This is a genomic window from Agromyces terreus (genome assembly GCF_009749465.1).
Lineage (GTDB): Bacteria > Actinomycetota > Actinomycetes > Actinomycetales > Microbacteriaceae > Agromyces > Agromyces terreus.
The window spans coordinates 47,082-67,936 of sequence record NZ_WBIS01000012.1 but is presented as its reverse complement, the minus strand read 5'-3'; the positions used below and the strand labels follow the sequence as shown (position 1 = coordinate 67,936).

The 20,855-nt window shown below is 69.6% G+C and carries 23 protein-coding genes; 19 read left to right on the top strand and 4 right to left on the bottom strand.

Features of this window, described 5'->3' with window-relative positions:
• Positions 1–35: 35 nt before the first annotated feature.
• The 15 genes from GQQ92_RS15225 to GQQ92_RS15155 all read left to right on the top strand — a co-directional run bounded on the left by GQQ92_RS15225 (position 36) and on the right by GQQ92_RS15155 (position 12,973).
• The gene (locus GQQ92_RS15225) at positions 36–938 is read left to right on the top strand and encodes an ATP-binding cassette domain-containing protein (protein WP_157000151.1); all 903 of its coding nucleotides are present in this window, start codon (positions 36–38) and stop codon (positions 936–938) included.
• On the top strand, positions 935–1,771 hold the full coding sequence (locus GQQ92_RS15220; RefSeq protein ID WP_157000150.1) for an ABC transporter permease: 837 nt from the start codon (positions 935–937) through the stop codon (positions 1,769–1,771). The genes GQQ92_RS15225 and GQQ92_RS15220 overlap by 4 nt, the downstream gene beginning before the upstream one ends.
• A gap of 123 nt (positions 1,772–1,894) precedes the next feature.
• Positions 1,895–2,725 (top strand): L-threonylcarbamoyladenylate synthase, encoded by an 831-nt coding sequence (locus GQQ92_RS15215; RefSeq protein WP_157000149.1) that lies wholly within the window; start codon positions 1,895–1,897, stop codon positions 2,723–2,725.
• Complete coding sequence (locus tag GQQ92_RS15210; RefSeq protein WP_157000148.1) at positions 2,722–4,074, top strand: MraY family glycosyltransferase; 1,353 nt, start codon at positions 2,722–2,724, stop codon at positions 4,072–4,074. The genes GQQ92_RS15215 and GQQ92_RS15210 overlap by 4 nt, the downstream gene beginning before the upstream one ends.
• On the top strand, positions 4,074–4,553 hold the full coding sequence (locus GQQ92_RS15205; RefSeq protein ID WP_157000147.1) for a hypothetical protein: 480 nt from the start codon (positions 4,074–4,076) through the stop codon (positions 4,551–4,553). Before GQQ92_RS15210 ends, GQQ92_RS15205 begins: the two co-directional genes overlap by 1 nt.
• Positions 4,554–4,767: 214 nt before the next feature.
• Positions 4,768–5,547, top strand: a complete 780-nt coding sequence (gene atpB, locus GQQ92_RS15200) for a F0F1 ATP synthase subunit A (protein ID WP_232057734.1) — start codon at positions 4,768–4,770, stop codon at positions 5,545–5,547.
• A gap of 45 nt (positions 5,548–5,592) precedes the next feature.
• Entirely contained in the window at positions 5,593–5,826 is a 234-nt protein-coding gene (atpE, locus tag GQQ92_RS15195) for an ATP synthase F0 subunit C (protein ID WP_022888426.1), read from the top strand.
• A gap of 28 nt (positions 5,827–5,854) precedes the next feature.
• Complete coding sequence (locus GQQ92_RS15190) at positions 5,855–6,421, top strand: F0F1 ATP synthase subunit B (RefSeq protein ID WP_157000146.1); 567 nt, start codon at positions 5,855–5,857, stop codon at positions 6,419–6,421.
• A 3-nt stretch (positions 6,422–6,424) separates the two neighbouring features.
• Positions 6,425–7,222: a F0F1 ATP synthase subunit delta gene (locus GQQ92_RS15185; protein ID WP_157000145.1), complete on the top strand. Its 798-nt coding sequence runs from the start codon at positions 6,425–6,427 to the stop codon at positions 7,220–7,222.
• A gap of 77 nt (positions 7,223–7,299) precedes the next feature.
• Positions 7,300–8,940, top strand: coding sequence for a F0F1 ATP synthase subunit alpha (gene atpA / locus GQQ92_RS15180; RefSeq protein WP_157000144.1), 1,641 nt, complete (start codon positions 7,300–7,302; stop codon positions 8,938–8,940).
• A 44-nt stretch (positions 8,941–8,984) separates the two neighbouring features.
• Complete coding sequence (locus tag GQQ92_RS15175) at positions 8,985–9,881, top strand: F0F1 ATP synthase subunit gamma (protein ID WP_157000143.1); 897 nt, start codon at positions 8,985–8,987, stop codon at positions 9,879–9,881.
• 23 nt (positions 9,882–9,904) lie between these two features.
• Positions 9,905–11,365 carry a F0F1 ATP synthase subunit beta gene (gene atpD / locus GQQ92_RS15170; protein ID WP_157000142.1) on the top strand — a complete coding sequence of 487 codons (1,461 nt, stop codon included), beginning with the start codon at positions 9,905–9,907 and terminating at the stop codon, positions 11,363–11,365.
• Positions 11,366–11,367: 2 nt separating this feature from the next.
• Positions 11,368–11,628 (top strand): F0F1 ATP synthase subunit epsilon, encoded by a 261-nt coding sequence (locus tag GQQ92_RS15165; protein ID WP_157000141.1) that lies wholly within the window; start codon positions 11,368–11,370, stop codon positions 11,626–11,628.
• A gap of 10 nt (positions 11,629–11,638) precedes the next feature.
• Complete coding sequence (locus GQQ92_RS15160; RefSeq protein ID WP_157000140.1) at positions 11,639–12,211, top strand: AAA family ATPase; 573 nt, start codon at positions 11,639–11,641, stop codon at positions 12,209–12,211.
• Complete coding sequence (locus GQQ92_RS15155; RefSeq protein WP_157000139.1) at positions 12,212–12,973, top strand: YaaA family protein; 762 nt, start codon at positions 12,212–12,214, stop codon at positions 12,971–12,973.
• A gap of 48 nt (positions 12,974–13,021) precedes the next feature.
• On the opposite strand, the gene GQQ92_RS15150 is transcribed toward GQQ92_RS15155, so the two are convergent.
• The gene (locus tag GQQ92_RS15150) at positions 13,022–13,627 is read right to left on the bottom strand and encodes a DNA-3-methyladenine glycosylase I (RefSeq protein WP_269149187.1); all 606 of its coding nucleotides are present in this window, start codon (positions 13,625–13,627) and stop codon (positions 13,022–13,024) included.
• A gap of 5 nt (positions 13,628–13,632) precedes the next feature.
• Positions 13,633–14,124: a methylated-DNA--[protein]-cysteine S-methyltransferase gene (locus GQQ92_RS15145; RefSeq protein ID WP_157000137.1), complete on the bottom strand. Its 492-nt coding sequence runs from the start codon at positions 14,122–14,124 to the stop codon at positions 13,633–13,635.
• A gap of 188 nt (positions 14,125–14,312) precedes the next feature.
• On the opposite strand from GQQ92_RS15145, the gene GQQ92_RS15140 reads away from it, so the two are divergent.
• A complete protein-coding gene (locus GQQ92_RS15140) occupies positions 14,313–15,428 on the top strand; it encodes a DUF4192 family protein (protein ID WP_157000136.1) in 1,116 nt (371 codons plus the stop codon).
• A gap of 56 nt (positions 15,429–15,484) precedes the next feature.
• Here the strand turns inward: GQQ92_RS15140 and GQQ92_RS15135 are convergent, their stop codons facing one another.
• Positions 15,485–16,870, bottom strand: coding sequence for an aspartate aminotransferase family protein (locus GQQ92_RS15135; protein WP_157000135.1), 1,386 nt, complete (start codon positions 16,868–16,870; stop codon positions 15,485–15,487).
• Positions 16,871–16,882: 12 nt separating this feature from the next.
• Positions 16,883–17,365, bottom strand: coding sequence for an Lrp/AsnC family transcriptional regulator (locus GQQ92_RS15130; protein ID WP_157000134.1), 483 nt, complete (start codon positions 17,363–17,365; stop codon positions 16,883–16,885).
• Between the two features lie 206 nt (positions 17,366–17,571).
• Here GQQ92_RS15130 and GQQ92_RS15125 point away from each other — a divergent pair, with 206 nt between their 5' ends.
• The 3 genes from GQQ92_RS15125 to GQQ92_RS15115 are packed head-to-tail and all read left to right on the top strand — an operon-like array spanning position 17,572 to position 20,847.
• A complete protein-coding gene (locus GQQ92_RS15125; RefSeq protein WP_157000133.1) occupies positions 17,572–19,005 on the top strand; it encodes an aminobutyraldehyde dehydrogenase in 1,434 nt (477 codons plus the stop codon).
• 31 nt (positions 19,006–19,036) lie between these two features.
• Positions 19,037–20,038, top strand: coding sequence for an FHA domain-containing protein (locus GQQ92_RS15120; RefSeq protein ID WP_157000132.1), 1,002 nt, complete (start codon positions 19,037–19,039; stop codon positions 20,036–20,038).
• Complete coding sequence (locus GQQ92_RS15115; protein WP_157000131.1) at positions 20,035–20,847, top strand: PP2C family protein-serine/threonine phosphatase; 813 nt, start codon at positions 20,035–20,037, stop codon at positions 20,845–20,847. The genes GQQ92_RS15120 and GQQ92_RS15115 overlap by 4 nt, the downstream gene beginning before the upstream one ends.
• The last annotated feature ends 8 nt before the right edge of the window (positions 20,848–20,855 follow it).

The following is a 20,855-nucleotide window of genomic DNA, read 5'->3' as shown; positions in this document are numbered from 1 at the left end:
GAGAGCGTGCGACCGCCAGGAACGGAGCAGACACCATGCACCTCGCCATCGACGCCCGCGGGCTCCGCAAGCGCTTCGGCCCCGCCGACGTGCTCACGGGGCTCGACCTCGCCGTGCCGGCCGGCACGATCTTCGCCCTGCTCGGCCCGAACGGGGCCGGCAAGACCACCACCATCAACATCCTCACGACGCTCGTGCACCCCGACGAGGGCACCGCCCGCATCGCCGGCCACGACGTGGTCGCCGACCCCGAGGCGGTCAAGCGGCGCATCAGCCTCACGGGCCAGTCCGCCGCCGTCGACGAGGTGCTGACCGGCGCCGAGAACCTCGTGATGTTCGGGCGGCTCTCGGGCCTCTCGGCGCGCGGCGCGAGACGCCGGGCCGACGAGCTCCTGCGACGCTTCGAGCTCTCGGATGCCGCGGGCCGGCGCCTCGGCACCTACTCCGGCGGCATGCGGCGCCGCCTCGACCTGGCGCTGAGCCTCGTCGTCGACGTGCCGGTGATCTTCCTCGACGAGCCCACGACCGGGCTCGACACGCGCAGCCGGCAGGAGCTGTGGCGGGTCATCCGCTCGCTCGCCGACGGGGGCGCGACCGTCTTCCTCACGACCCAGTACCTCGAAGAGGCCGACCTCCTCGCCGATCGCATCGCGGTGCTCGACCGCGGCCGGGTCGTCGCCGAGGGCACGGCCGACGAGCTCAAGGCCCTCGTGGGCGGCGAGGTCGTCGAACTGCGCGACGCCGAGGGGGCGCTCCTCGCCGAGCTCCCGACCGACGGCACCGTGCACGGGCTGCGCCGGGCGGTCGAGGAGCTCGACCGGCTCGCCGCGGCATCCGTCGACGGCTCGGCCGTCTCCATCCGTCGTCCGAGCCTCGACGACGTGTTCCTCCAGCTCACCGGGCGCGAGCACGCCCCCGCACTCCAGGAGTCACGATGACCGCATCCACCGCCACCGCATCCACGCCCGCCGCCGGCCCTCGAGCCGGTGCCGCCCCCGCCCTCCGGCCGCGACTCGGCGCCCTCACCGCCGAACGCGTCTTCATCGGGCGCAGCTTCACGCACTCGGTGCGCGACGTCGAGTCGATGCTCCTGGCCGTCATGCTGCCCGTGATGCTCATGCTGATGTTCACGTGGATCTTCGGCAACGCGATCGACCCGTCGGGCGACTACGTCGACTACGTCGTGCCGGGCATCATCCTGCTCTGCGCCGGCTTCGGGTCGGCCGCGACCGCGGTCTCGGTCGCGAACGACATGGCGACGGGCGTCATCGACCGGTTCCGCACGATGCCGATCCGGAGCGGGGCCGTGCTCACGGGCCATGTCGTCGCGAGTCTCGTGCGCAACCTGTTCGCGACCGCCGTCGTGATCTGCGTCGGGCTGCTGGTCGGCTTCCGGCCGTCGGCGACCCCGCTCGAGTGGCTGGGCGTCTTCGCCGTGGTCGCGCTCTACATCCTCGCGATCACGTACCTCTTCGCCGCGATCGGGCTGGCGGCCAAGACGCCAGAGGCCGCGAACGGCTACGGGTTCATCCTGCTCTTCCTGCCCTACGTGTCGAGCGCGTTCGTGCCGGTCGACACCATGCCCGGCTGGCTGCAGCCCGTCGCGGAGCACCAGCCGATCACGCCGGTCATCGAGACGATCCGGGCGCTGCTCACCGACGCGCCCCTCGGCGCCGAGGCCTGGTGGGCCCTCGGGTGGTGCCTCGCGATCATCGCGGCGGCCGCGGTCTGGGGCGCGTGGCTGTTCCGTCGCAAGGCGGGCCGTCGCTGAGCAGGCGGGCGGATGCCTCCTGCGGATGCCTCGTGCGGATGCCTCGGGCTCGACGGCGCTCGAGGCATCCGCCCTGCCGCGGGCCCGGGAGCGGCGGCCCCGCTGGTCTAGAATCGAGCGGTCATGACTGCCATCTACGACTGCTCGGTCGAATCCCAGCTGCTCACGGGCATGCGCCTCGCGCGCGGAGCCATCGGCCGCGGCCAGCTCGTGGTGCTGCCCACCGACACCGTCTACGGTCTCGCCGCAGACGCCTTCGACCCCGCGGCGGTCACCCGGCTGCTCGAAGCGAAGGGCCGTGAGCGCACGTCGCCGCCGCCCGTGCTGATCCCGGGCATCCCGACGCTCGACGCGCTCGCGCGCGAGGTGCCCGAAGCCGTGCGCAAGCTCGTCGCGGCGTTCTGGCCCGGCGGGCTGACGGTGATCCTGCACGCGCAGCCCTCGCTCACCTGGGACCTGGGCGAGACCCGCGGCACCGTCGCGCTGCGCATGCCCGACAACCGGTTCGCGCTCGAGCTGCTCTCCGAGACGGGCCCGCTGGCCGTGTCCTCGGCGAACCTCAGCGGCATGCCGTCCGCCGCGAGCGCGTCCGACGCCGCCGAGATGCTCGGCGACTCCGTGGCCGTCTACCTCGACGGCGGCCCGGCGGGAACGGGCTACGAGCCCATCGGCGAGCGTCCGGGCGACACGTCGTCGACCATCGTCGACGCCACCGCGCTGACCGCCGACGGGGGAGTGCTCCGCATCGTGCGGGCCGGCGTCATCTCCCGCGAGCGCATCGCCGAGGTCGTCGGCGAGGAGCTGCTGGCGCCGCCCACGGCGCTGCCCGCCGCCGAGCCGAGCGCCGCCGAGCCGAGCGCCGCCGGTGCAGACGGCGAGCCCGCGGCATCCGTCACCGATGCCGGCAGTCGGCCCGCGGCATCCGTCGACGAGACGGACCCCGCCGCCTCATGACCCTCTTCCTCGCGCTCGCGCTGATCGCGGCGCTGGTGACCCTCGTCGGGTCGTACGTCGTCTGGAAACTGAGCCTCAAGTACCGGCTCTACCCGAAGATCCGCGAGCGCGACGTGCACACCCGGCCGACGCCCAGGCTCGGCGGCATCGCGATGTTCGTCGGCATCCTCGTGGCGTTCGGGGCGGCGTGGTTCGTCTCGAGCCTCGGCCCGACGCGCTTCGCGAACGTCGCGATCATCTTCCAGGACCCGACGCAGGTGCTCTCCATCCTGGGCGCGGCGCTGCTCATCGTGCTCATCGGCGTCGCCGACGACATCTGGGACCTCGACTGGACCACCAAGCTCGCCGGCCAGTTCATCGCCGCCGGCCTGATCGCCTGGCAGGGCGTCTCGATCGTCTCGCTGCCGATCGGCGGCATCCTCGTCGGCTCCTCGTGGATGTTCGCGACCCTCACGGTCTTCGTGATCGTGCTCGTGATGAACGCCGTCAACTTCATCGACGGGCTCGACGGGCTCGTGGCGGGCGTCTCGCTCATCTCCAACGGCGTGTTCTTCGTCTACACGTACCTGCTCGTGCAGCAGACCTCGCCCACGAACTACTTCAACCTCGCCTCGATGATCGCGATCATCCTCGTGGGGGCCTGCGCCGGGTTCCTGCCGCTCAACTGGCGTCCGGCGAAGCTGTTCATGGGCGACGCCGGCGCGCTGCTCGTCGGCCTGCTGATGGCGACCTCGGCGATCGCGGTCACCGGGCAGCTGAACCCGGCGGGCGTCGGGTTCAACCAGCTCTTCGCGGCGTTCATCCCGATCATCCTGCCCGTCGTGGTGCTCCTGATCCCGTTGCTCGACTTCGGCCTCGCCGTCGTGCGCCGCCTGCGGGCCGGCAAGTCGCCGTTCGCCGCCGACCGCAAGCACCTGCACCACCGACTGCTCGACATGGGCCACTCGCATCTGAACGCCGTGCTCATCTTCTACGGCTGGACCGCGGTCGCATCGATCGGATGCCTCATGACGTACGTGTTCCCCGTCTACCTCGGCATCAGCGCCCGCTGGGCGTTCCTGCTCCTCGGCGTCGGATTCGTGGCCTGCGCGATCGTGACGCTCGCGCCGCTCGGCCGACGCAAGCGCCTGACCGTCGCCGCCGAGGCCACGCCCGGCAGCGGAGCGGAGGCCGAGCTCGCGCTCGACCTCGCCGCTCCCGCGGTCGAGGAGGGGTCGGCCGCCGAGGCGGAGACCGCCGACGAGCTGGGCCCGCACGGGGTGGTCGAGGTGCTGCCGCCCGGCGCAGCCGACCGGCATCCGCTCAGGGAGCCGTCGGTAGAATCGGGCGACCCCACGACTGGAGCCTGATGACCGACGCACGCCCTGAATCCGCCGATCGCACGCCGACCTCCAACCCGGTGCTGCGGCGCGCCCTCACGCTCGGCGGCATCGTGGCCGCCGTCCTGTTCGTGGTCACGGCCGTGCTCGGGTTCGTCTTCGCCGGCGGCGAAGGGCTCGCCGGGGCGCTCGTGGGCACGGCCATGGCGGTCGTCTTCATGGGCATCACCGCGGCGAGCATCCTCATCGCGAACCGGTTCGCCTCGAGCGACCTCTTCGTGGGCGCATTCTTCGGCATCGTGCTCGGCGGCTGGCTGCTGAAGTTCATCGTCTTCATCGTGCTCGTGGTGCTCCTGCGCGACGCCGCGTGGCTCGACACGACCGTGCTCTTCCTCAGCCTCGTAGCGGGCGTCATCGCCTCGCTCGTGGTCGACGTGATCGTGATCACGACCTCGCGCATGCCGCATGTCAGCGATGTCGAACTGCCGCCGGCGCCGACCGACGACTGAATTTCGACGTCGTGTCGAAGTCGGCTCGAACGAACTTCGACGGCGATTCGTCCGATGCCCGAACTCTTGCTAGAGTAATGGGGATCCCCCCGGTAAACGCCTGCTTCGGCCTGTGCGTGAAACCGTTCCGATGTTCGTCGTCGCGAGAGCCGAGCTCCACGCCCCGAAACAGGAGATAGCGCTGCTAGCTAACGCTCTGAACCTTCTGGTTCCGATGTCAACCAACGATGGTGAATTCCACGGGCCGTCCATCGACGAATTCTTCCCGGGGGCGCTGCTCTTCGAAGACACCGCCTTCGAGATCAACCGCATCATGCTCGTCCGCTTCGTCGCGGTCGCAGCACTGCTCCTGGTCTTCTGGCTCGGCACGCGGCATCTCCGCGTGGTTCCGGGCCGCTTCCAGAGCCTCATCGAGATGGGTCTCGACCTGGTTCGCGTCAACATCGCCGAGGATCTCCTCGGCAAGAAGGACGGCCGGCGCTTCCTGCCGATCCTCACGACGATGTTCTTCATGATCCTGTTCATGAACATCACGGGCGTCATCCCGTTCCTGAACATCGCCGGCACCTCCGTCATCGGTGTGCCGCTGGTCCTCGCGATCGTCGCCTACATCACCTTCATCTACGCGGGCGTCAAGAAGAGCCCGAAGAACTTCTTCAAGAACTCCCTCTTCCCCTCGGGTGTCCCGTGGCCGGTGTACATCATCGTCACGCCGATCGAGCTGATCTCGACCTTCATCATCCGGCCGATCACGCTGACGCTGCGACTCATGATGAACATGATCGTCGGTCACCTCCTGCTCGTGCTCTTCTTCGCAGCCACGCAGTTCTTCGTCTTCTCCCTCGGCGGCTGGTGGACCCTGGTCGGCGCCGGAACGTTCGCCTTCGGGCTCGCGTTCACGCTGTTCGAGATCCTCGTCGCCGTCCTGCAGGCATACGTCTTCGCCCTTCTCACCGCGGTCTACATCCAGCTCGCGGTCGCCGAAGAGCACTGAGCCCGGGCACCCGCCCAGAAACATCCCTAGGAAAGGAAACCCAACGTGGACGCAACCACCGTTCTCGCTGAGATCAACGGCAACATCGCGACGGTCGGCTACGGCCTCGCAGCCATCGGCCCGGCCATCGGCGTGGGCATCGTCGTCGGCAAGACCATCGAGGGCGTGGCTCGCCAGCCCGAGCTCGCCGGTCGCCTCCAGGTCCTGATGTGGATCGGTATCGCCTTCACCGAGGCGCTCGCCTTCATCGGTATCGCGACCTACTTCATCTTCGTCTGATCCACCCGCCGCAACTGAGGAGGCCAACGTGCTTCATGCAGTACTGAGCGCTGCAACCGAGGGTGGCGAGACCCACAGCCCGGTCATTCCCGAGTTCTACGACATCCTCTGGTCGTCGGTCTGCTTCGTCATCATCCTGATCTTCTTCTGGAAGTACGTGCTCCCGCGCGTCCAGAAGATGCTCGATGAGCGTGGCGAGGCGATCGAGGGAAACATCGCGAAGGCCGACGAGGCTCAGCGCAAGGCCGAGGCCGCGCTCGAGCAGTACACCGCTCAGCTCGCCGACGCGCGCGCCGAGGCCGGTGCCATCCGCGAGACCGCGCGTGAAGACGGCAAGAAGATCGTCGCCGAGGCGAAGGACGCCGCGGTGTCCGAGGCTGCTCGCGTCACCGCGAGCGCCCAGGCGCAGATCGAGGCCGAGCGCCAGTCCGCGCTCGTCTCGCTCCGCTCCGAGGTCGGCACCATCGCGATCGACCTGGCTTCGGGCGTCATCGGCGAGTCGCTCACCGACGACCAGAAGGCCCAGGCCGTGGTCGACCGGTTCCTCGCCGACCTCGAGGCGTCCGAGAAGGCCGCCGCAGGGGAGACGAAGTAACCCATGGGCAGTGCTACGAGAGAAGCCCTGGCCTCGACGCGAGCCTCGCTCGCGTCGTCGGGCCCGGCCGACCTGCAGGTCGCGGAAGATCTTCTCGCGGCCGGCCGTCTCATCGCCGGTTCTGCGCAGTTGCGCAGCGCACTCACCGACAACGAGGCCGATGAGGCCCAGAAGCGGCAGCTGATCACCTCGGTGTTCGGCAGCCGCCTCGTGCCCGGCGCGGTGAGCCTGCTCACCGCGGCGGCGTCGAACCGGTGGTCGAGCCAGGGGGACTTCCTCGACGGTATCGAAGAGATCGGGTTCCGTGTCGCGGCCGACGCCGCGGGCGAGAGCGTCGAGCTCGACGCCGAACTGTACGCCTTCGAGCGTACGGTGGCGTCGGACTCCGAACTCGAGCTCGCGCTCGGCTCGAAGCTCGGGGCCGACGAGGCCAAGGCGAAGCTGGTCGAGCGACTGCTCGGCTCCGGCTCGGTGCACCCGGCGACCCTCGCGGTCGTGCGCCACCTCGTGCTCTCGCCCCGGGGGCGCCGCATCGGAGCGATGCTCCGCGGTGCGGCATCCGTCGTGGCCGACCAGCGCGGTTTCGCGGTGGCGACGGTCACGAGCGCGGTCGCACTGAACGACGCACAGCTCGCCCGCCTCGAGCAGGGCCTCGCCGCACAGGCGGGCCGCCGCATCCGATTCGACACGATCGTCGACCCCGCCGTGCTCGGCGGAGTCCGCGTGCAGATCGGCGACGACGTCATCGACGGCAGCGTCGCCTCGCGCCTCAGCTCGCTGAGGCAGAAGCTTGCCGGCTGACGCCGGACGACACCGACCGGCGTCTCGCGCCGCGACAGACCAGTAGCTGTACAACCGGTACAGAAAAGGGAAAGACAATGGCAGAACTCTCCATCAGCCCCGATGAGATCCGCTCGGCTCTCACGGAGTTCGCCTCGGCCTACGAGCCGGGCACGGCGCAGAAGACCGAGGTCGGATACGTCACCGACGCCGCAGACGGCATCGCGCACGTCGAGGGACTGCCCTCGGTCATGGCCAACGAGCTCATCCGTTTCGCTGACGGCACGCTCGGCCTCGCGCTGAACCTCGACGAAGACGAGATCGGCGTCGTCGTGCTCGGCGAGTTCACCGGCATCGAGGAGGGCATGGAGGTGACCCGCACGGGCGAGGTCCTCTCGGTCCCCGTCGGCGAGGGTTACCTCGGCCGTGTCGTCGACCCGCTCGGCAACCCGATCGACGGCCTCGGCGAGATCGCCGGCATCGAGGGCCGTCGCGCGCTCGAGCTCCAGGCTCCCGGCGTCATGCAGCGCAAGTCGGTGCACGAGCCGCTCCAGACCGGCATCAAGGCGATCGACGCCATGATCCCCGTCGGCCGCGGCCAGCGCCAGCTGATCATCGGCGACCGCCAGACCGGCAAGACGGCCATCGCGATCGACACGATCATCAACCAGAAGGCCAACTGGGACTCCGGCGACGTCAACAAGCAGGTCCGCTGCATCTACGTCGCGATCGGCCAGAAGGGCTCGACCATCGCCTCGGTGAAGGGCGCCCTCGAAGACGCCGGAGCCATGGAGTACACGACGATCGTCGCGGCCCCGGCCTCCGACCCCGCCGGCTTCAAGTACCTCGCGCCCTACACCGGCTCGGCCATCGGCCAGCACTGGATGTACGACTCCAAGCACGTCCTCATCATCTTCGACGACCTGTCGAAGCAGGCCGAGGCCTACCGTGCCGTTTCGCTGCTCCTGCGTCGTCCGCCGGGACGCGAGGCGTACCCCGGCGACGTCTTCTACCTGCACTCCCGTCTGCTCGAGCGTTGCGCGAAGCTGTCCGACGAGCTCGGCGCCGGTTCGATGACGGGCCTGCCCATCATCGAGACGAAGGCCAACGACGTCTCGGCGTACATCCCGACCAACGTGATCTCGATCACCGACGGCCAGATCTTCCTCCAGTCCGACCTCTTCAACGCCAACCAGCGTCCGGCGGTCGACGTGGGCATCTCGGTCTCGCGTGTCGGTGGCGACGCGCAGGTGAAGTCCATCAAGAAGGTCTCCGGAACCCTGAAGCTCGAGCTCGCGCAGTACCGCTCGCTCGAGGCGTTCGCGATGTTCGCGTCCGACCTCGACGCGGCGAGCCGTCGCCAGCTCGCGCGCGGTGCTCGCCTCACCGAGCTGCTCAAGCAGCCGCAGTACTCGCCGTACCCGGTCGAGGAGCAGGTCGTCTCGATCTGGGCCGGCACCAACGGCAAGCTCGACGAGGTCCCGGTCGAGGACATCCTGCGCTTCGAGCGCGAGCTGCTCGACTACCTGGGTCGCAACACCTCGGTGCTGAGCGACCTGCGCGAGACGAACGTGCTGACCGACGAGACCGTCGCGACGCTCGACTCCTCGGTCGACAAGTTCAAGCTCGAGTTCCAGACCGGTGAGGGCAAGCCGCTCGCCTCGGTCGGCTCCGAGCAGTTCGAGCCGATCGACGCCGAGCAGGTCGACCAGGAGCAGGTCGTCAAGACGAAGCGCTGAGCTTCGCACGACTGATCGATCGACGCTAAGAATTCAGGAGAGACATGGGAGCGCAACTTCGGGTCTACCGGCAGAAGATCAAGTCTGCCCAGACGACGAAGAAGATCACCAAGGCGATGGAGCTCATCGCCGCGTCGCGCATCCAGAAGGCGCAGGCGCGGGTGGCGGCTTCGACGCCGTATTCGCGGGCGATCACGCGCGCCGTCTCGGCCGTGGCGACGCACTCGAACGTGGCGCACGTGCTGACGACGGAGCCCGAGCGCATCGAGCGCGCCGCGGTCGTGATCCTCACGTCCGACCGCGGCCTCGCGGGCGCGTTCAACTCGCAGGTCCTCCGAGAGGCGGAACAGCTCACCGAGCTGCTCCGTTCGGAGGGCAAGGAGGTCAGCTACTTCCTCGTCGGTCGCAAGGCGGTCGGGTACTTCGCGTTCCGTCGTCGCGAGTCCGAGCAGCAGTGGACGGGAAGCTCCGAGAGCCCCGACTTCGAGCTCGCGAAGGAGATCTCCGACACCGTGCTCGAGGCGTTCCTCCGCGACGCGACCGACGGCGGGGTCGATGAGATCTTCGTCGTCTACAACCGCTTCGTCAGCATGATGACGCAGACGCCCTCGGTCGTCCGCCTCCTGCCGCTCGAGGTCGTCGAGGGCGTCGCCGAGCCGACCACCGAGGTCGAGCCGCTGTACGAGTTCGAGCCCGACGCCGAGACCGTGCTCGACTCGTTGCTGCCGGTCTACATCGAGAGCCGCATCTTCAACGCGCTGCTCCAGTCGTCCGCCGCGAAGCACGCGGCGACCCAGAAGGCGATGAAGTCGGCCAGCGACAATGCCGACAAGCTCATCACCGACTACACCCGCCTCGCGAACAACGCGCGTCAGGCCGAGATCACGCAGCAGATCTCCGAGATCGTGGGCGGCGCCGATGCGCTCGTCGCCGCCAAGTAGCAACTCAGAAAAGAGAGAGCAGAATGACTGACACCGCAACCGCGCCGGTCGCCGAGCGTGCCGCCGGCGCCGTCGGACGCATCGCCCGCGTCACCGGCCCCGTCGTCGACATCGAGTTCCCGCACGACTCGATTCCCGAGATCTACAACGCGCTGAAGACCGAGATCACCATCGGCGACCAGACGACGGTGCTGACCCTCGAGGTCGCACAGCACCTCGGCGACGACCTCGTCCGCGCCATCGCGCTGAAGCCCACCGACGGACTCGTCCGCGGCCAGGAGGTCACCGACAGCGGCGAGGCGATCTCGGTGCCCGTCGGCGACGTCACCAAGGGCAAGGTCTTCAACGTCATCGGCGAGGTGCTGAACGGCGAGCCCGGCGAGCAGATCGAGATCACCGAGCGCTGGCCGATCCACCGCAAGCCCCCGGCCTTCGACCAGCTCGAGTCGAAGACCCAGCTCTTCGAGACCGGCATCAAGTCGATCGACCTTCTCACGCCGTATGTGCAGGGTGGAAAGATCGGCCTGTTCGGCGGTGCCGGTGTCGGCAAGACCGTCCTCATCCAGGAGATGATCCAGCGCGTCGCGCAGGACCACGGCGGTGTGTCGGTGTTCGCCGGCGTCGGCGAGCGCACCCGTGAGGGCAACGACCTCATCCACGAGATGGAAGAGGCCGGCGTCTTCGACAAGACCGCGCTCGTGTTCGGCCAGATGGACGAGCCGCCGGGAACGCGTCTGCGCGTCGCCCTCTCCGCGCTCACGATGGCGGAGTACTTCCGCGACGTGCAGAAGCAGGACGTGCTGCTCTTCATCGACAACATCTTCCGCTTCACGCAGGCCGGCTCCGAGGTCTCCACGCTGCTCGGCCGCATGCCGTCCGCCGTGGGCTACCAGCCGAACCTCGCCGACGAGATGGGCGTGCTCCAGGAGCGCATCACGTCGACGCGCGGCCACTCGATCACCTCGCTGCAGGCGATCTACGTCCCCGCCGACGACTACACCGACCCGGCTCCGGCGACCACCTTCGCGCACCTCGACGCGACGACCGAGCTCTCGCGCGAGATCGCGTCGAAGGGTCTGTACCCGGCCATCGACCCGCTGACCTCCACCTCGCGGATCATGGACCCCCGGTACCTGGGCGCCGACCACTACCGTGTCGCGACCACCGTCAAGCAGATCCTCCAGAAGAACAAGGAACTGCAGGAGATCATCGCCATCCTCGGTGTCGACGAGCTCTCCGAAGAAGACAAGATCACCGTGTCGCGCGCGCGCCGCATCCAGCAGTTCCTCTCGCAGAACACCTACATGGCGAAGAAGTTCACGGGTGTCGAGGGCTCCACGGTTCCGCTGAAGGACACGATCGAGTCCTTCGACGCGATCGCCCGCGGCGACTTCGACCACGTGGCCGAGCAGGCGTTCTTCAACGTCGGCCCGATCACCGACGTCGAAGAGAACTGGGCTCGCATCCAGAAGGAGAACGGCTGAGCATGGCCGCACTCAACGTGAGCGTCGTCTCGGCCGATCGCGAGATCTGGTCGGGCGAGGCGTCCATGGTCGTCGCCCGAACGGTCGAGGGCCAGATCGGCATCCTGCCGGGTCACGAGCCGATGCTCGCGGTTCTCGCGAGCGGCGAGGTGCGCGTGACGCTGGCCGGGGGCGAGAAGGTCACGGCGAACGCCGAGGACGGCTTCCTCTCCGTGCAGTCCAACGTGGTGCAGATCGTCGCGTCTCGCGCGACCCTGAACTGAGGCGCCGCGGATGCAGGGGGAGCAGCCGCTGGACCGCCAGTTCGGTGAACTGGCGGTCACGCAACTCGTGGTGATGGCGGGTCTGCCCGGGGCCGGCAAGTCGACGATCGCAGAGATCGTCGGCGCCCGGCTCGGGGCGACCGTCGTCTCCGTCGACCCGATCGAGTCCGCCATCCTGCGGGCGGGCATCGACGCGCATGAGCCGACCGGGCTGGCGGCCTACCTCGTGGCCGAGGAGATCGCCGAGAAGGAACTCGCCTCAGGGCGCACCGTCATCGTCGATGCGGTGAATGCCGCGGAAGCCGCCCGGCTCCAGTGGCGCGATCTCGCCGTCCGCACCGAAGTGCGTCTGCGCGTGGTCGAGGTCTACTGCTCCGATGAGGGCGTGCATCGGGCTCGGCTCGAGAAGCGCGAGCGGGGGCTCCCGCATCTCGAGGAGACGACCTGGCGCGCCGTCGAGCAGAGTCTCGAGGGCTATGCGCCTTGGACTGGTCCCTCTTCGGCGCTTCCTCGGGTGAGCATCGACAGCGTCGAGTCGCTCGGCGCGAACGTCGAAGCCACGCTCGAGTTCCTCGCCTCGTAGATGCTGCTGTTTCTGCCGCCTTCGGAGACGAAGCGCGAGGGCGGCGACGGCGCGCCCCTCGATCTCCGCACACTCTCCTTCCCGGAGCTGAGCCGGCTCCGTTCCGAGCTCGTCGACCGGGTGATCGAGCTGAGCCAGGACGAGCCCGCAGCCCTGAAGGCGCTGAAGCTCGGCCCTCGCCTCGTCAACGAGGTGGAGCACGACCGCCGCCTGCGCGTCTCGCCGACCATGCCTGCGTTGGACCGCTTCACGGGCGTGCTCTTCGACGCGCTCGACGCCGGAACGCTCGACGCCGCTGCGCGCGACTTCGCGGCCGAGACGACGTTCGTGCACTCGGCGCTGTTCGGACTCGTCGGCGCACTCGATGCGATTCCCGCCTACCGGTTGTCGCACGATTCGCGCGTGCCCGGCGTCGCCCTGCGTCGGTACTGGCGCGACGCCGTCTCGGCGCTGCTCGATGCCCATGACGGGGTCATCGTCGACCTGCGCTCGGAGGCGTATGCCGACCTCGGTCCGGCGCCGATCCGCGACGGCAGCGTGTTCGTCCGGGTGGTGTCCATCGACGGCGACGGCCGACGTCGCGCGCTGAACCACTTCAACAAGCAGGCGAAGGGCCGCTTCGCCCGGCGGTTCCTCGAGACGCGTCCCGCGGTCGCTTCCATCGACGACCTGCTCGCGTGGGCGAAGGACGAGGGCTTCGAGCTCACGCCGGGCGCGGCGGCATCCGCGCGCGCACCGCGCGAGCTCGAACTCGTCGCCTGAGACCGGGCTTGCGCCCGCTGACCTCAGGTGGAGCGCCGGTGCAACGGGTCAGCTCCTGGATGACGGGTCGACGGGATTCGCCGACGCTCGGTAGCAGCCCGCGAGATGATCGTCGACGAGCCCCGCCGCCTGCATGAGCGCGTACATCGTCGTCGGGCCCACGAAGCGGAACCCGAGCCGGCGCAGCTCGCGGCTGAGCGCGCTGGACTCGGGAGTGATCGCTGGAACATCGGCGAACGAGACGGGACGCGTGCGACCGCCGTCGGGGGCGAAGCTCCAGATGAGCTCGTCGATCGGACGATCGAGCTCGAGGGTCGCCCGTGCGTTGGCGATGGTCGCCTCGATCTTGCCGCGGTGGCGGATGATGCGATCGTCGGTGAGGAGGCGCTGCACGTCGGTCTCGTCCATCGAGGCGACCTGCTGCACGTCGAAGCCGTGGAACACCTCGCGGAACGCCGGGCGGCGGCGAAGGATGGTGATCCAGGACAACCCGGCCTGGAAGCCCTCGAGGCACACCTTCTCGAACAGCCTCGTCGCGTCGTGTTGCGGGCGACCCCACTCCTCGTCGTGATACCGGCGGTACTCGTCGTCGCCGGCGCTCCATCCGCAGCGGCGCAGCCCGTCGTCGCCGAGGACGAGTTCGGGCCGCGGGATCACGCTCACGCGGCGAAGCCGATCTTCTCGTGGTCGAGGAGCCAGAGTTTGGTCGCGACGCCCTGCCCTCCCGAGTACCCCGTGATGCGACCGTCGGACGCGAGCACGCGGTGGCATCCGACGATGATGGGCACCGGGTTGGCGCCCACGGCGCCGCCGATCGCGCGCGCAGCGCCCGGTCTGCCGACGGAATCGGCGAGGGCGCCGTAGGAGGTGGCATCCCCGTGGCGAAGTTGCCGGAGTCGATTCCAGACGGCTCGCTGGAATTCGGTGCCGTGCAACCGCACGGGGAGGTCGAAGTCGGTGCGGGTGCCGGCGAAGTACTCGGTCAGTTGCCGTGTCGCAGCGTCGAGCACGGCGTTGGCCCGCTCGGGTTCGCCGTCGTGGGGGAGCAGGCCGTCGCGCTCGATCGACAGCGCGGTGATCGCGTCGTCGTCGGCGAGGATCTCGATGCGCCCGATCGGGCTCTCGATGCGGGCGAGGTGCAGTTCGGTCATGGTTCGACCCTAGCGATGCCCACCGATCGTCCCTCGCGGGAATCGGACATCGCGGACGCACCCCGATTGCCGCCGGGCTGTGGAGGAGGGGTGCCGACCGCTCCTCCACAGGTCGGCTTCGCGAGGAGCTCGGCGAGCAGGAGCACCGCGCCGGTCGGTCGGGGCGATCCGAGAGGGACGATGACGCCATGAACGCCATCATCCGCGCCGGCTCGGCGCACGACTTCCTCGCCCTCGTCCCCGCGCTCGCCGGCTTCCACCCGCGCCGTTCCCTCGTCTGCGTCGCCTTCACGGGCAATCGCACGGCGGGCGTGCTCCGGCATGACCTCCCCGGCGCGGCGGCTTCGCACGAGGCGCTCGTCGCGGCCGTCGTCGGCACCGTCTGCCGGATGCCCGACGTCGACGCCCTCGTGCCGATCGTGTACACCGACGAGACGTTCCGCGATCACGGCGGCATGCCGGAACGCGCGCTGCTCGAGCTCGTGGTCGACCGCGCCGAGCAGGCCGGGTTCCGAATCCGCGACGCCCTCTGCCGGGCCGGCGACGCGTGGGGCTCGGCGCTCGACCGGGACGAGCCCGCGACGGGGCATCCGCTCGCGCTCATCGAGCAGAGCACGGCGGTGCGCCACGTACCGCCGATCGCGCAGGCGGGCGATCAGGCCGGCGCGATGCGCCCGGCCGATCCCCGGACGACGGCTGCGCTCGCCGCCGCGTTCGACGAGCTCGGCGACATCGACACGGCCGAGGCCGCGATCGCGCGTCTGGGGCGGTTCGCCGATCCCACCGAACTCGTGGAGACGCTGCTGTCGCGTTCGAGGCGGGCGGCGACGTCGGAGCACCTCGCCTGGTTCCTGGTGCTGGCATCACGCCCGGCGATCCGCGACGCGATGATGCTGCAGATCGCCTTCGGCGCGGTGATGGCCGAGCTCTCGCTCGACGCGGCCCACGTCTCCGAGGAAGGCGGCGGGCAAACGCCGGGCAGGGCGTTCGCCGTGGAGGAACTCGACGATCTTCTGGGCCGATTGGTGATGGGGCGCACGATGCTGCGCCCCGACCGCGGCCGGCTCGAGCGAGGGCTCGAGCTGCTGCGAGATCTCGTGGCGAATGCGCCGGAATCGGCGCGCCCCGGCGTCTGCTGCATCACCGCATGGACGGCCTGGGCGCTCGGGCGAGGCTCGCTCGCCGGGGCGTTCCTCGACATCGCGCTCGCCATCGAGCCCGAGCACGCGATGGCGCGGCTGCTCGACGGGTTCTTCAGCGGGGGAGCACTGCCGGACTGGGCGTTCGTCCGCTCCGACGGATGAGCTCGCCGCGCAGACATCTGCGGCGGCGAGCCCACCCATCGTCCGGGTCGGCGACGTCAGAGACGGTTGGATGCCTCCGTGAGCACGCTCCGCAGGATCTGCTCGATCTCCTGGAACTCGGGCACGCCGATCGTGAGCGGCGGCGACAGCTGGATGACGGGGTCGCCGCGGTCGTCGGCACGGCAGTAGAGGCCGGCGTCGTAGAGGGCGGTCGAGAGGAAGCCCCGCAGGAGACGCTCGGACTCCTCCTCGTTGAAGGTCTCGCGCGTGGCCTTGTCCTTCACGAGCTCGACCGCGAAGAAGTACCCCGCGCCGCGCACGTCGCCGACGATCGGCAGATCGTTGAGCTTCTCGAGCTCGGAACGGAAGAGCGGCGAGTTCTCGCGGACGTGCTCGAAGAGGTGCTCCTCCTCGAAGATGTCGAGGTTCTCGAGGGCGACGGCGGCCGACACCGGGTGCCCGGCCCACGTGTAGCCGTGGTAGAAGGTGGTGTCGCCGTGCTTGAAGGGCTCGTAGATGCGATCGCTGATGATGGTCGCGCCCATCGGTGCGTACCCCGAGGTCATGGCCTTCGCGCAGGTGATCATGTCGGGCACGTACCCGTACTCCTCGCACGCGAACATGTGGCCGATGCGGCCGAAGGCGCAGATGACCTCGTCGGAGACGAGCAGCACGTCGTACTTGTCGCAGATCTCGCGCACGCGCTGGAAGTAGCCGGGGGGAGGCGGGAAGCAGCCGCCGGAGTTCTGCACGGGCTCGAGGAACACGGCGGCGACGGTGTCGGGGTCCTCCATGAGGATCTGCTCCTCGATGCGGTTCGCCGCCCAGATGCCGAAGGCCTCCTCGTCCTCCGCGGGCGCGCCCATCTCGGCGGCGCGATAGAAGTTCGTGTTCGGAACGCGGAACCCGCCGGGAGTGATCGGCTCGAACGGCGCCTTGATGGGCAGGCCGGTGACCGCGAGGGCGCCCTGCGGCGTGCCGTGGTACGCCAGCGCGCGGGAGATCACCTTGTACTTGGACGGGCGTCCCATGAGCTTCCAGTAGTTCTTCGCGAGCTTGTAGGCGGTCTCGACCGCCTCGCCGCCGCCGGTCGAGAAGAAGACGCGGTTGAGGTCGCCGGGCGCGTGCTGGGCGAGCCGGTCGGCGAGCTCGATCGCCTTGGGGTGCGCGTACGACCAGATCGGGAAGAAGGCGAGCTCCTCGGCCTGCTTGGCCGCGACCTGGGCGAGACGCTTGCGGCCGTGGCCCGCGTTCACCACGAAGAGCCCGGCGAGGCCGTCGATGTAGCTCTTGCCCTGGATGTCGTAGATGCGGTGGCCCTCGCCGCGGGTGATGATCGGCACGCCCGACGTCTCCATGGTGGACTGCCGGGCGAAATGCATCCAGAGGTGGTCCTTCGCCATCGTCTGCAGTGTCGCGTTGTCTTGTACCCGATCGGTCATGATCGATCCCTTCTAGCGAGTGCCCCAGTTGTAGAACTGCTTCTGGAGTTTGAGGTAGACGAACGTCTCGGTCGAGCGCACGCCGGGCAGGTTGCGGATACGGGTGTTCAGCAACGAGATGAGCTCGTCGTCGTTCTCGCACACCACCTCGGCGAGCAGATCGAAGCTGCCGGCGGTGAGCACGACGTAGTCGATCTCGGGGATCTCGGCCAGCGCGGCCGCGAGCTCCCTCGTGTCGCCCGAAGCGCGGATGCCGATCATCGCCTGACGCGTGAACCCGAGCTGCATCGGGTCGGTGACGGCCACGATCTGCATGACGCCCGACTCGGTGAGCCGCTGCACGCGCTGCCGGACCGCGGCCTCGGAGAGCCCGACCGCCTTGCCGATGTCGGCGTAGGAGCGCCGACCGTCGGCCTGCAGCTGCTCGATGATCGCCTTCGAGACGTCGTCGAGGTTCACCGGCCGGGGCGAGCCCGTTCGCGCCGTGTTCGTCATGCTGCCGATTGTGTCAGCAGGGACGTGTGCCTGCAAGGGATTCCGTTGAATTCCATACACAATGCAACGAATTCCCATGCAAACCCTCGCGGACACCCACTCGATCCGATTACGATGGCGCACACCATCCCGGCTCCGCATCGCGGTAGCCGCAGCCGACGACGGCCCGGGCGCCGACGCCCGTGCCTCGCGCCGAGGAGAGCAGAATGAGCCACGCACCCATCCGGAACTTCATCGGCGGCCGGTACGTCGACGCCCGCGGCGACGAGAGCCTCGACCTGGTCGACCCGGCGACCGAAGAGGTCTATGCGGCCTCGCCCGTCTCGAACCTCGAGGACGTCGCCGAGGCCTACCGCGCGGCATCCGACGCCTTCGACGTGTGGGGCGAGACGACCCCCGCCGAGCGCCAGCTCGCCCTCTTCCGCATCGCCGACGCGATGGCCGATCGCGCGGAGGAGTTCGCCGACCTCGAATCGCAGGACACGGGCAAGCCTCGAGCGAGCCTCGTCGAGGACGAGATCATGCAGTCCGTCGACCAGCTGCGCTTCTTCGCCGGGGCCGCGCGCAACCTCGAGGGCCGGGCGGCCGCGGAGTACCTCGCCGGCCACACCTCGTTCATCCGTCGGGAGCCCATCGGCGTCATCGGGCAGGTCACGCCCTGGAACTACCCGCTGAACATGGCCGTCTGGAAGATCGCCCCGGCGATCGCGGCCGGCAACACCGTCGTGCTGAAGCCGTCGGACACCACGCCCCTCTCGACGCTCCTGCTCGGCGAGGTCGCCGCCGAGTTCCTGCCGGCGGGCGTGCTCAACGTCGTGGCCGGCGACCGCACGACGGGCGCCGCCGTGCTCGGCCACGAGCGCGCCGAGATGGTCGCGATCACGGGCTCGGTCAGGGCCGGCATGGAGGTCGCCCGAGCCGCGGCATCCGACCTCAAGCGCGTGCACCTCGAGCTCGGCGGCAAGGCGCCCGCGATCGTCTTCGCCGACGCCGACCTCGACGCGGCGGCCGCGGGCATCGTCGCGGCGGCGTACTTCAACGGCGGACAGGACTGCACCGCCGCGACCCGGGTGATCGTGCACGAGTCGGTGCACGACCGGTTCGTCGAGCTGCTCGTCGCGCACGCGGCATCCGACGCCCGCACCGGCGGCCCGCGCGAAGACGGTGTGCTGTACGGGCCGCTGAACAACGCGAACCAGCTCGCCCAGGTCGCGGGCTTCGTCGAACGTCTGCCCGGGCACGCGCAGATCGCCGCGGGCGGACGCCGGCAGGGCGATCGAGGCTACTTCTGGGAGGCGACGATCGTCACCGGCGTCCACCAGGACGACGAGATCGTGCAGCGCGAGGTATTCGGGCCGGTGCTGACCGTGCAGCCGTTCCGCGACGATGCGGAGGCGCTCGCCATGGCGAACGGCGTCGACTACGCGCTCGCGGCCTCCGTCTGGACGAGCGAGCACACGCGTGCGATGCGGTTCGCGAAGCACCTCGACTTCGGATGCGTGTGGATCAACACCCACATCCCGTTCGTGTCGGACATGCCGCACGGCGGGTTCAAGCACTCCGGCTACGGCAAGGACCTCTCCAATTACGGCTTCGAGGACTACACCCGCATCAAGCACGTGATGAGCGCGATCGGCTGATCGGCGCCACCGCTGGTGCGAGACTGAAGCCATGGTCCACGGAACGGTGACGAGCGCCTCGCGCGCCGGTCGGGCGCCCTGGGACGTCGTGGTCGGCGACCGGTTCATCGCGGCCCTCGCCGCTCCCGCCGACGACCGGGCCCTCTCGGCGCTCGCCGAGGCGGCGTGCGACCCCCGGGTCGGCATCGAACGGCTCGTGCAGGCGGTGCCCGCGCCCCCGGCGGAGCCCGATCGCGGATTCGCCATCGTGTGGTGGTCCGACGGCGACGACGCCACGGTCACGGCCGTGGTGCGCGGCGCCGCGATCGTCGACCTCGAATCGCCCGGGGGTTCCCGACGGTTCGACGCCCGAGGCATCCGCCCGTGGCACCTCGCCGAGTTCCGCGACGTCACCGGCGTCCGCCTCGCCGGAGCCGACGCCCCACTCGAGCGCCTCAGCACGGCCGGCGAGCGGGTGCGGCACGCGAGGGCGAGCCTGCGCGCCTCCGAGGTCGAGTGGAGCCCGGTCGCGACGACGAACGCGGCATCCGAGCGATCGGATGCCGCGGAGCCGGGCCAGGCCGACGAGGACACCGTGCTGCGCGGCCCGGTCCCGCGGGCCGGGCAGGGGGCCGCCGACGTCGCGCCGGCTGAAGCGGCACGACGGCCTTCGCCGATGGTGCGGATCGGCCGCGGCGACCCGCGGGCCGTCGGCGCGCCCATCCTCATCGGTCGCCGCCCGCACGCCCCTCGCACGCCGTTCGCCCCGGCGGGGATCCCCGAGCTCGTGGCCGTGCGCTCGCCCACCGGCGTGATCTCCGGAACCCACCTCGAACTGCGCGTCGAGGGGTCGAAACTCGTCGCGACCGACCTCCGATCGACGAACGGCACCGTCCTCCGGACCCCCGGCGGCGAGCGTCGCCTGCGCTCGGGCGAGTCCGTCGTCGTGGCCGAGGGCAGCCTCCTCGACCTCGGAGACGATACGATCGTCGAGGTCCTCCCCGCCCGAGAGGACGACACCAGCCCGAGCAGAGACGACAGGCCCTCCCCGTGACACAGATCGGACACGGAACGTCCCGGCATCCGATCGCGCTGCCCGACGGCACCCGGATCACGATCGCATGGGCGGCCGCCACCGACACCGGCCATCGGCGTCAGGTGAACGAGGACAGCTTCGTCGCCCAGGCGCCCGTGTTCGCCGTCGCCGACGGCATGGGCGGGCATGCGGCCGGCGACTTCGCCAGCGCCGCGGTCGTCACCCGCCTGGCCGAGTACGGCGGCCGGGTCACCATGGGCACCGCCGAGATCGACCACGCGCTCGAACTCGCCGTGCAGGACATGGTGCACGGGCGCGGCGTCACCGACGAAGGCAGCGGCACCACGGTGACCGGGGCCGCGGTCGGCGTCATCTCCGACGAACCCGCGTGGATCGTCTTCAACATCGGAGATTCGCGCGTCTACCGCCTCGTCGGCGGCGCCCTCGAGCAGCTCACGGTCGACCACTCGATCGTGCAGGAGCTCGTGGACTCCGGCCAGATCACGCGCGACGAGGCCGACACCCATCCGCACTCGAACGTCATCACACGCGCCGTGGGCTTCCACGAGACGCCCATCCCCGACTACCGGGCCATCGCGATCGAGCCCGGCATGCGCCTGCTCATCTGCTCCGACGGGCTCACGAAGGAGCTCACCTCCTACGGCATCCGGCACTTCCTCATGGCGGACCGGGCGCCCGACCGGGCCGCATCGCATCTGCTCGAGGCCGCGCTCGGCAACGGCGGCCGCGACAACGTCACCGTGCTCGTCGTCGACGTGCTCGACGTCACGCCGCCCGTGAACGGCGAGTCCGCGGCATCCGCCTGACGCGAGGA

Excerpts from the sequence above, each read along its gene's own strand:
- GQQ92_RS15125 (WP_157000133.1), top strand. The coding sequence starts at position 17,572 with ATGAGCCACGCACCCATCCGGAACTTCATCGGCGGCCGGTACGTCGAC.
- GQQ92_RS15140 (WP_157000136.1), top strand. The coding sequence starts at position 14,313 with ATGAACGCCATCATCCGCGCCGGCTCGGCGCACGACTTCCTCGCCCTC.
- GQQ92_RS15205 (WP_157000147.1), top strand. The coding sequence starts at position 4,074 with ATGACCGACGCACGCCCTGAATCCGCCGATCGCACGCCGACCTCCAAC.
- GQQ92_RS15160 (WP_157000140.1), top strand. The coding sequence starts at position 11,639 with ATGCAGGGGGAGCAGCCGCTGGACCGCCAGTTCGGTGAACTGGCGGTC.
- GQQ92_RS15135 (WP_157000135.1), bottom strand. The coding sequence starts at position 16,870 with ATGACCGATCGGGTACAAGACAACGCGACACTGCAGACGATGGCGAAG.
- atpB (WP_232057734.1), top strand. The coding sequence starts at position 4,768 with ATGTCAACCAACGATGGTGAATTCCACGGGCCGTCCATCGACGAATTC.
- GQQ92_RS15155 (WP_157000139.1), top strand. The coding sequence starts at position 12,212 with ATGCTGCTGTTTCTGCCGCCTTCGGAGACGAAGCGCGAGGGCGGCGAC.
- atpA (WP_157000144.1), top strand. The coding sequence starts at position 7,300 with ATGGCAGAACTCTCCATCAGCCCCGATGAGATCCGCTCGGCTCTCACG.
- GQQ92_RS15175 (WP_157000143.1), top strand. The coding sequence starts at position 8,985 with ATGGGAGCGCAACTTCGGGTCTACCGGCAGAAGATCAAGTCTGCCCAG.
- GQQ92_RS15220 (WP_157000150.1), top strand. The coding sequence starts at position 935 with ATGACCGCATCCACCGCCACCGCATCCACGCCCGCCGCCGGCCCTCGA.
- GQQ92_RS15145 (WP_157000137.1), bottom strand. The coding sequence starts at position 14,124 with ATGACCGAACTGCACCTCGCCCGCATCGAGAGCCCGATCGGGCGCATC.
- GQQ92_RS15165 (WP_157000141.1), top strand. The coding sequence starts at position 11,368 with ATGGCCGCACTCAACGTGAGCGTCGTCTCGGCCGATCGCGAGATCTGG.
- GQQ92_RS15210 (WP_157000148.1), top strand. The coding sequence starts at position 2,722 with ATGACCCTCTTCCTCGCGCTCGCGCTGATCGCGGCGCTGGTGACCCTC.
- atpD (WP_157000142.1), top strand. The coding sequence starts at position 9,905 with ATGACTGACACCGCAACCGCGCCGGTCGCCGAGCGTGCCGCCGGCGCC.
- GQQ92_RS15215 (WP_157000149.1), top strand. The coding sequence starts at position 1,895 with ATGACTGCCATCTACGACTGCTCGGTCGAATCCCAGCTGCTCACGGGC.
- GQQ92_RS15225 (WP_157000151.1), top strand. The coding sequence starts at position 36 with ATGCACCTCGCCATCGACGCCCGCGGGCTCCGCAAGCGCTTCGGCCCC.
- GQQ92_RS15130 (WP_157000134.1), bottom strand. The coding sequence starts at position 17,365 with ATGACGAACACGGCGCGAACGGGCTCGCCCCGGCCGGTGAACCTCGAC.
- GQQ92_RS15185 (WP_157000145.1), top strand. The coding sequence starts at position 6,425 with ATGGGCAGTGCTACGAGAGAAGCCCTGGCCTCGACGCGAGCCTCGCTC.
- GQQ92_RS15120 (WP_157000132.1), top strand. The coding sequence starts at position 19,037 with ATGGTCCACGGAACGGTGACGAGCGCCTCGCGCGCCGGTCGGGCGCCC.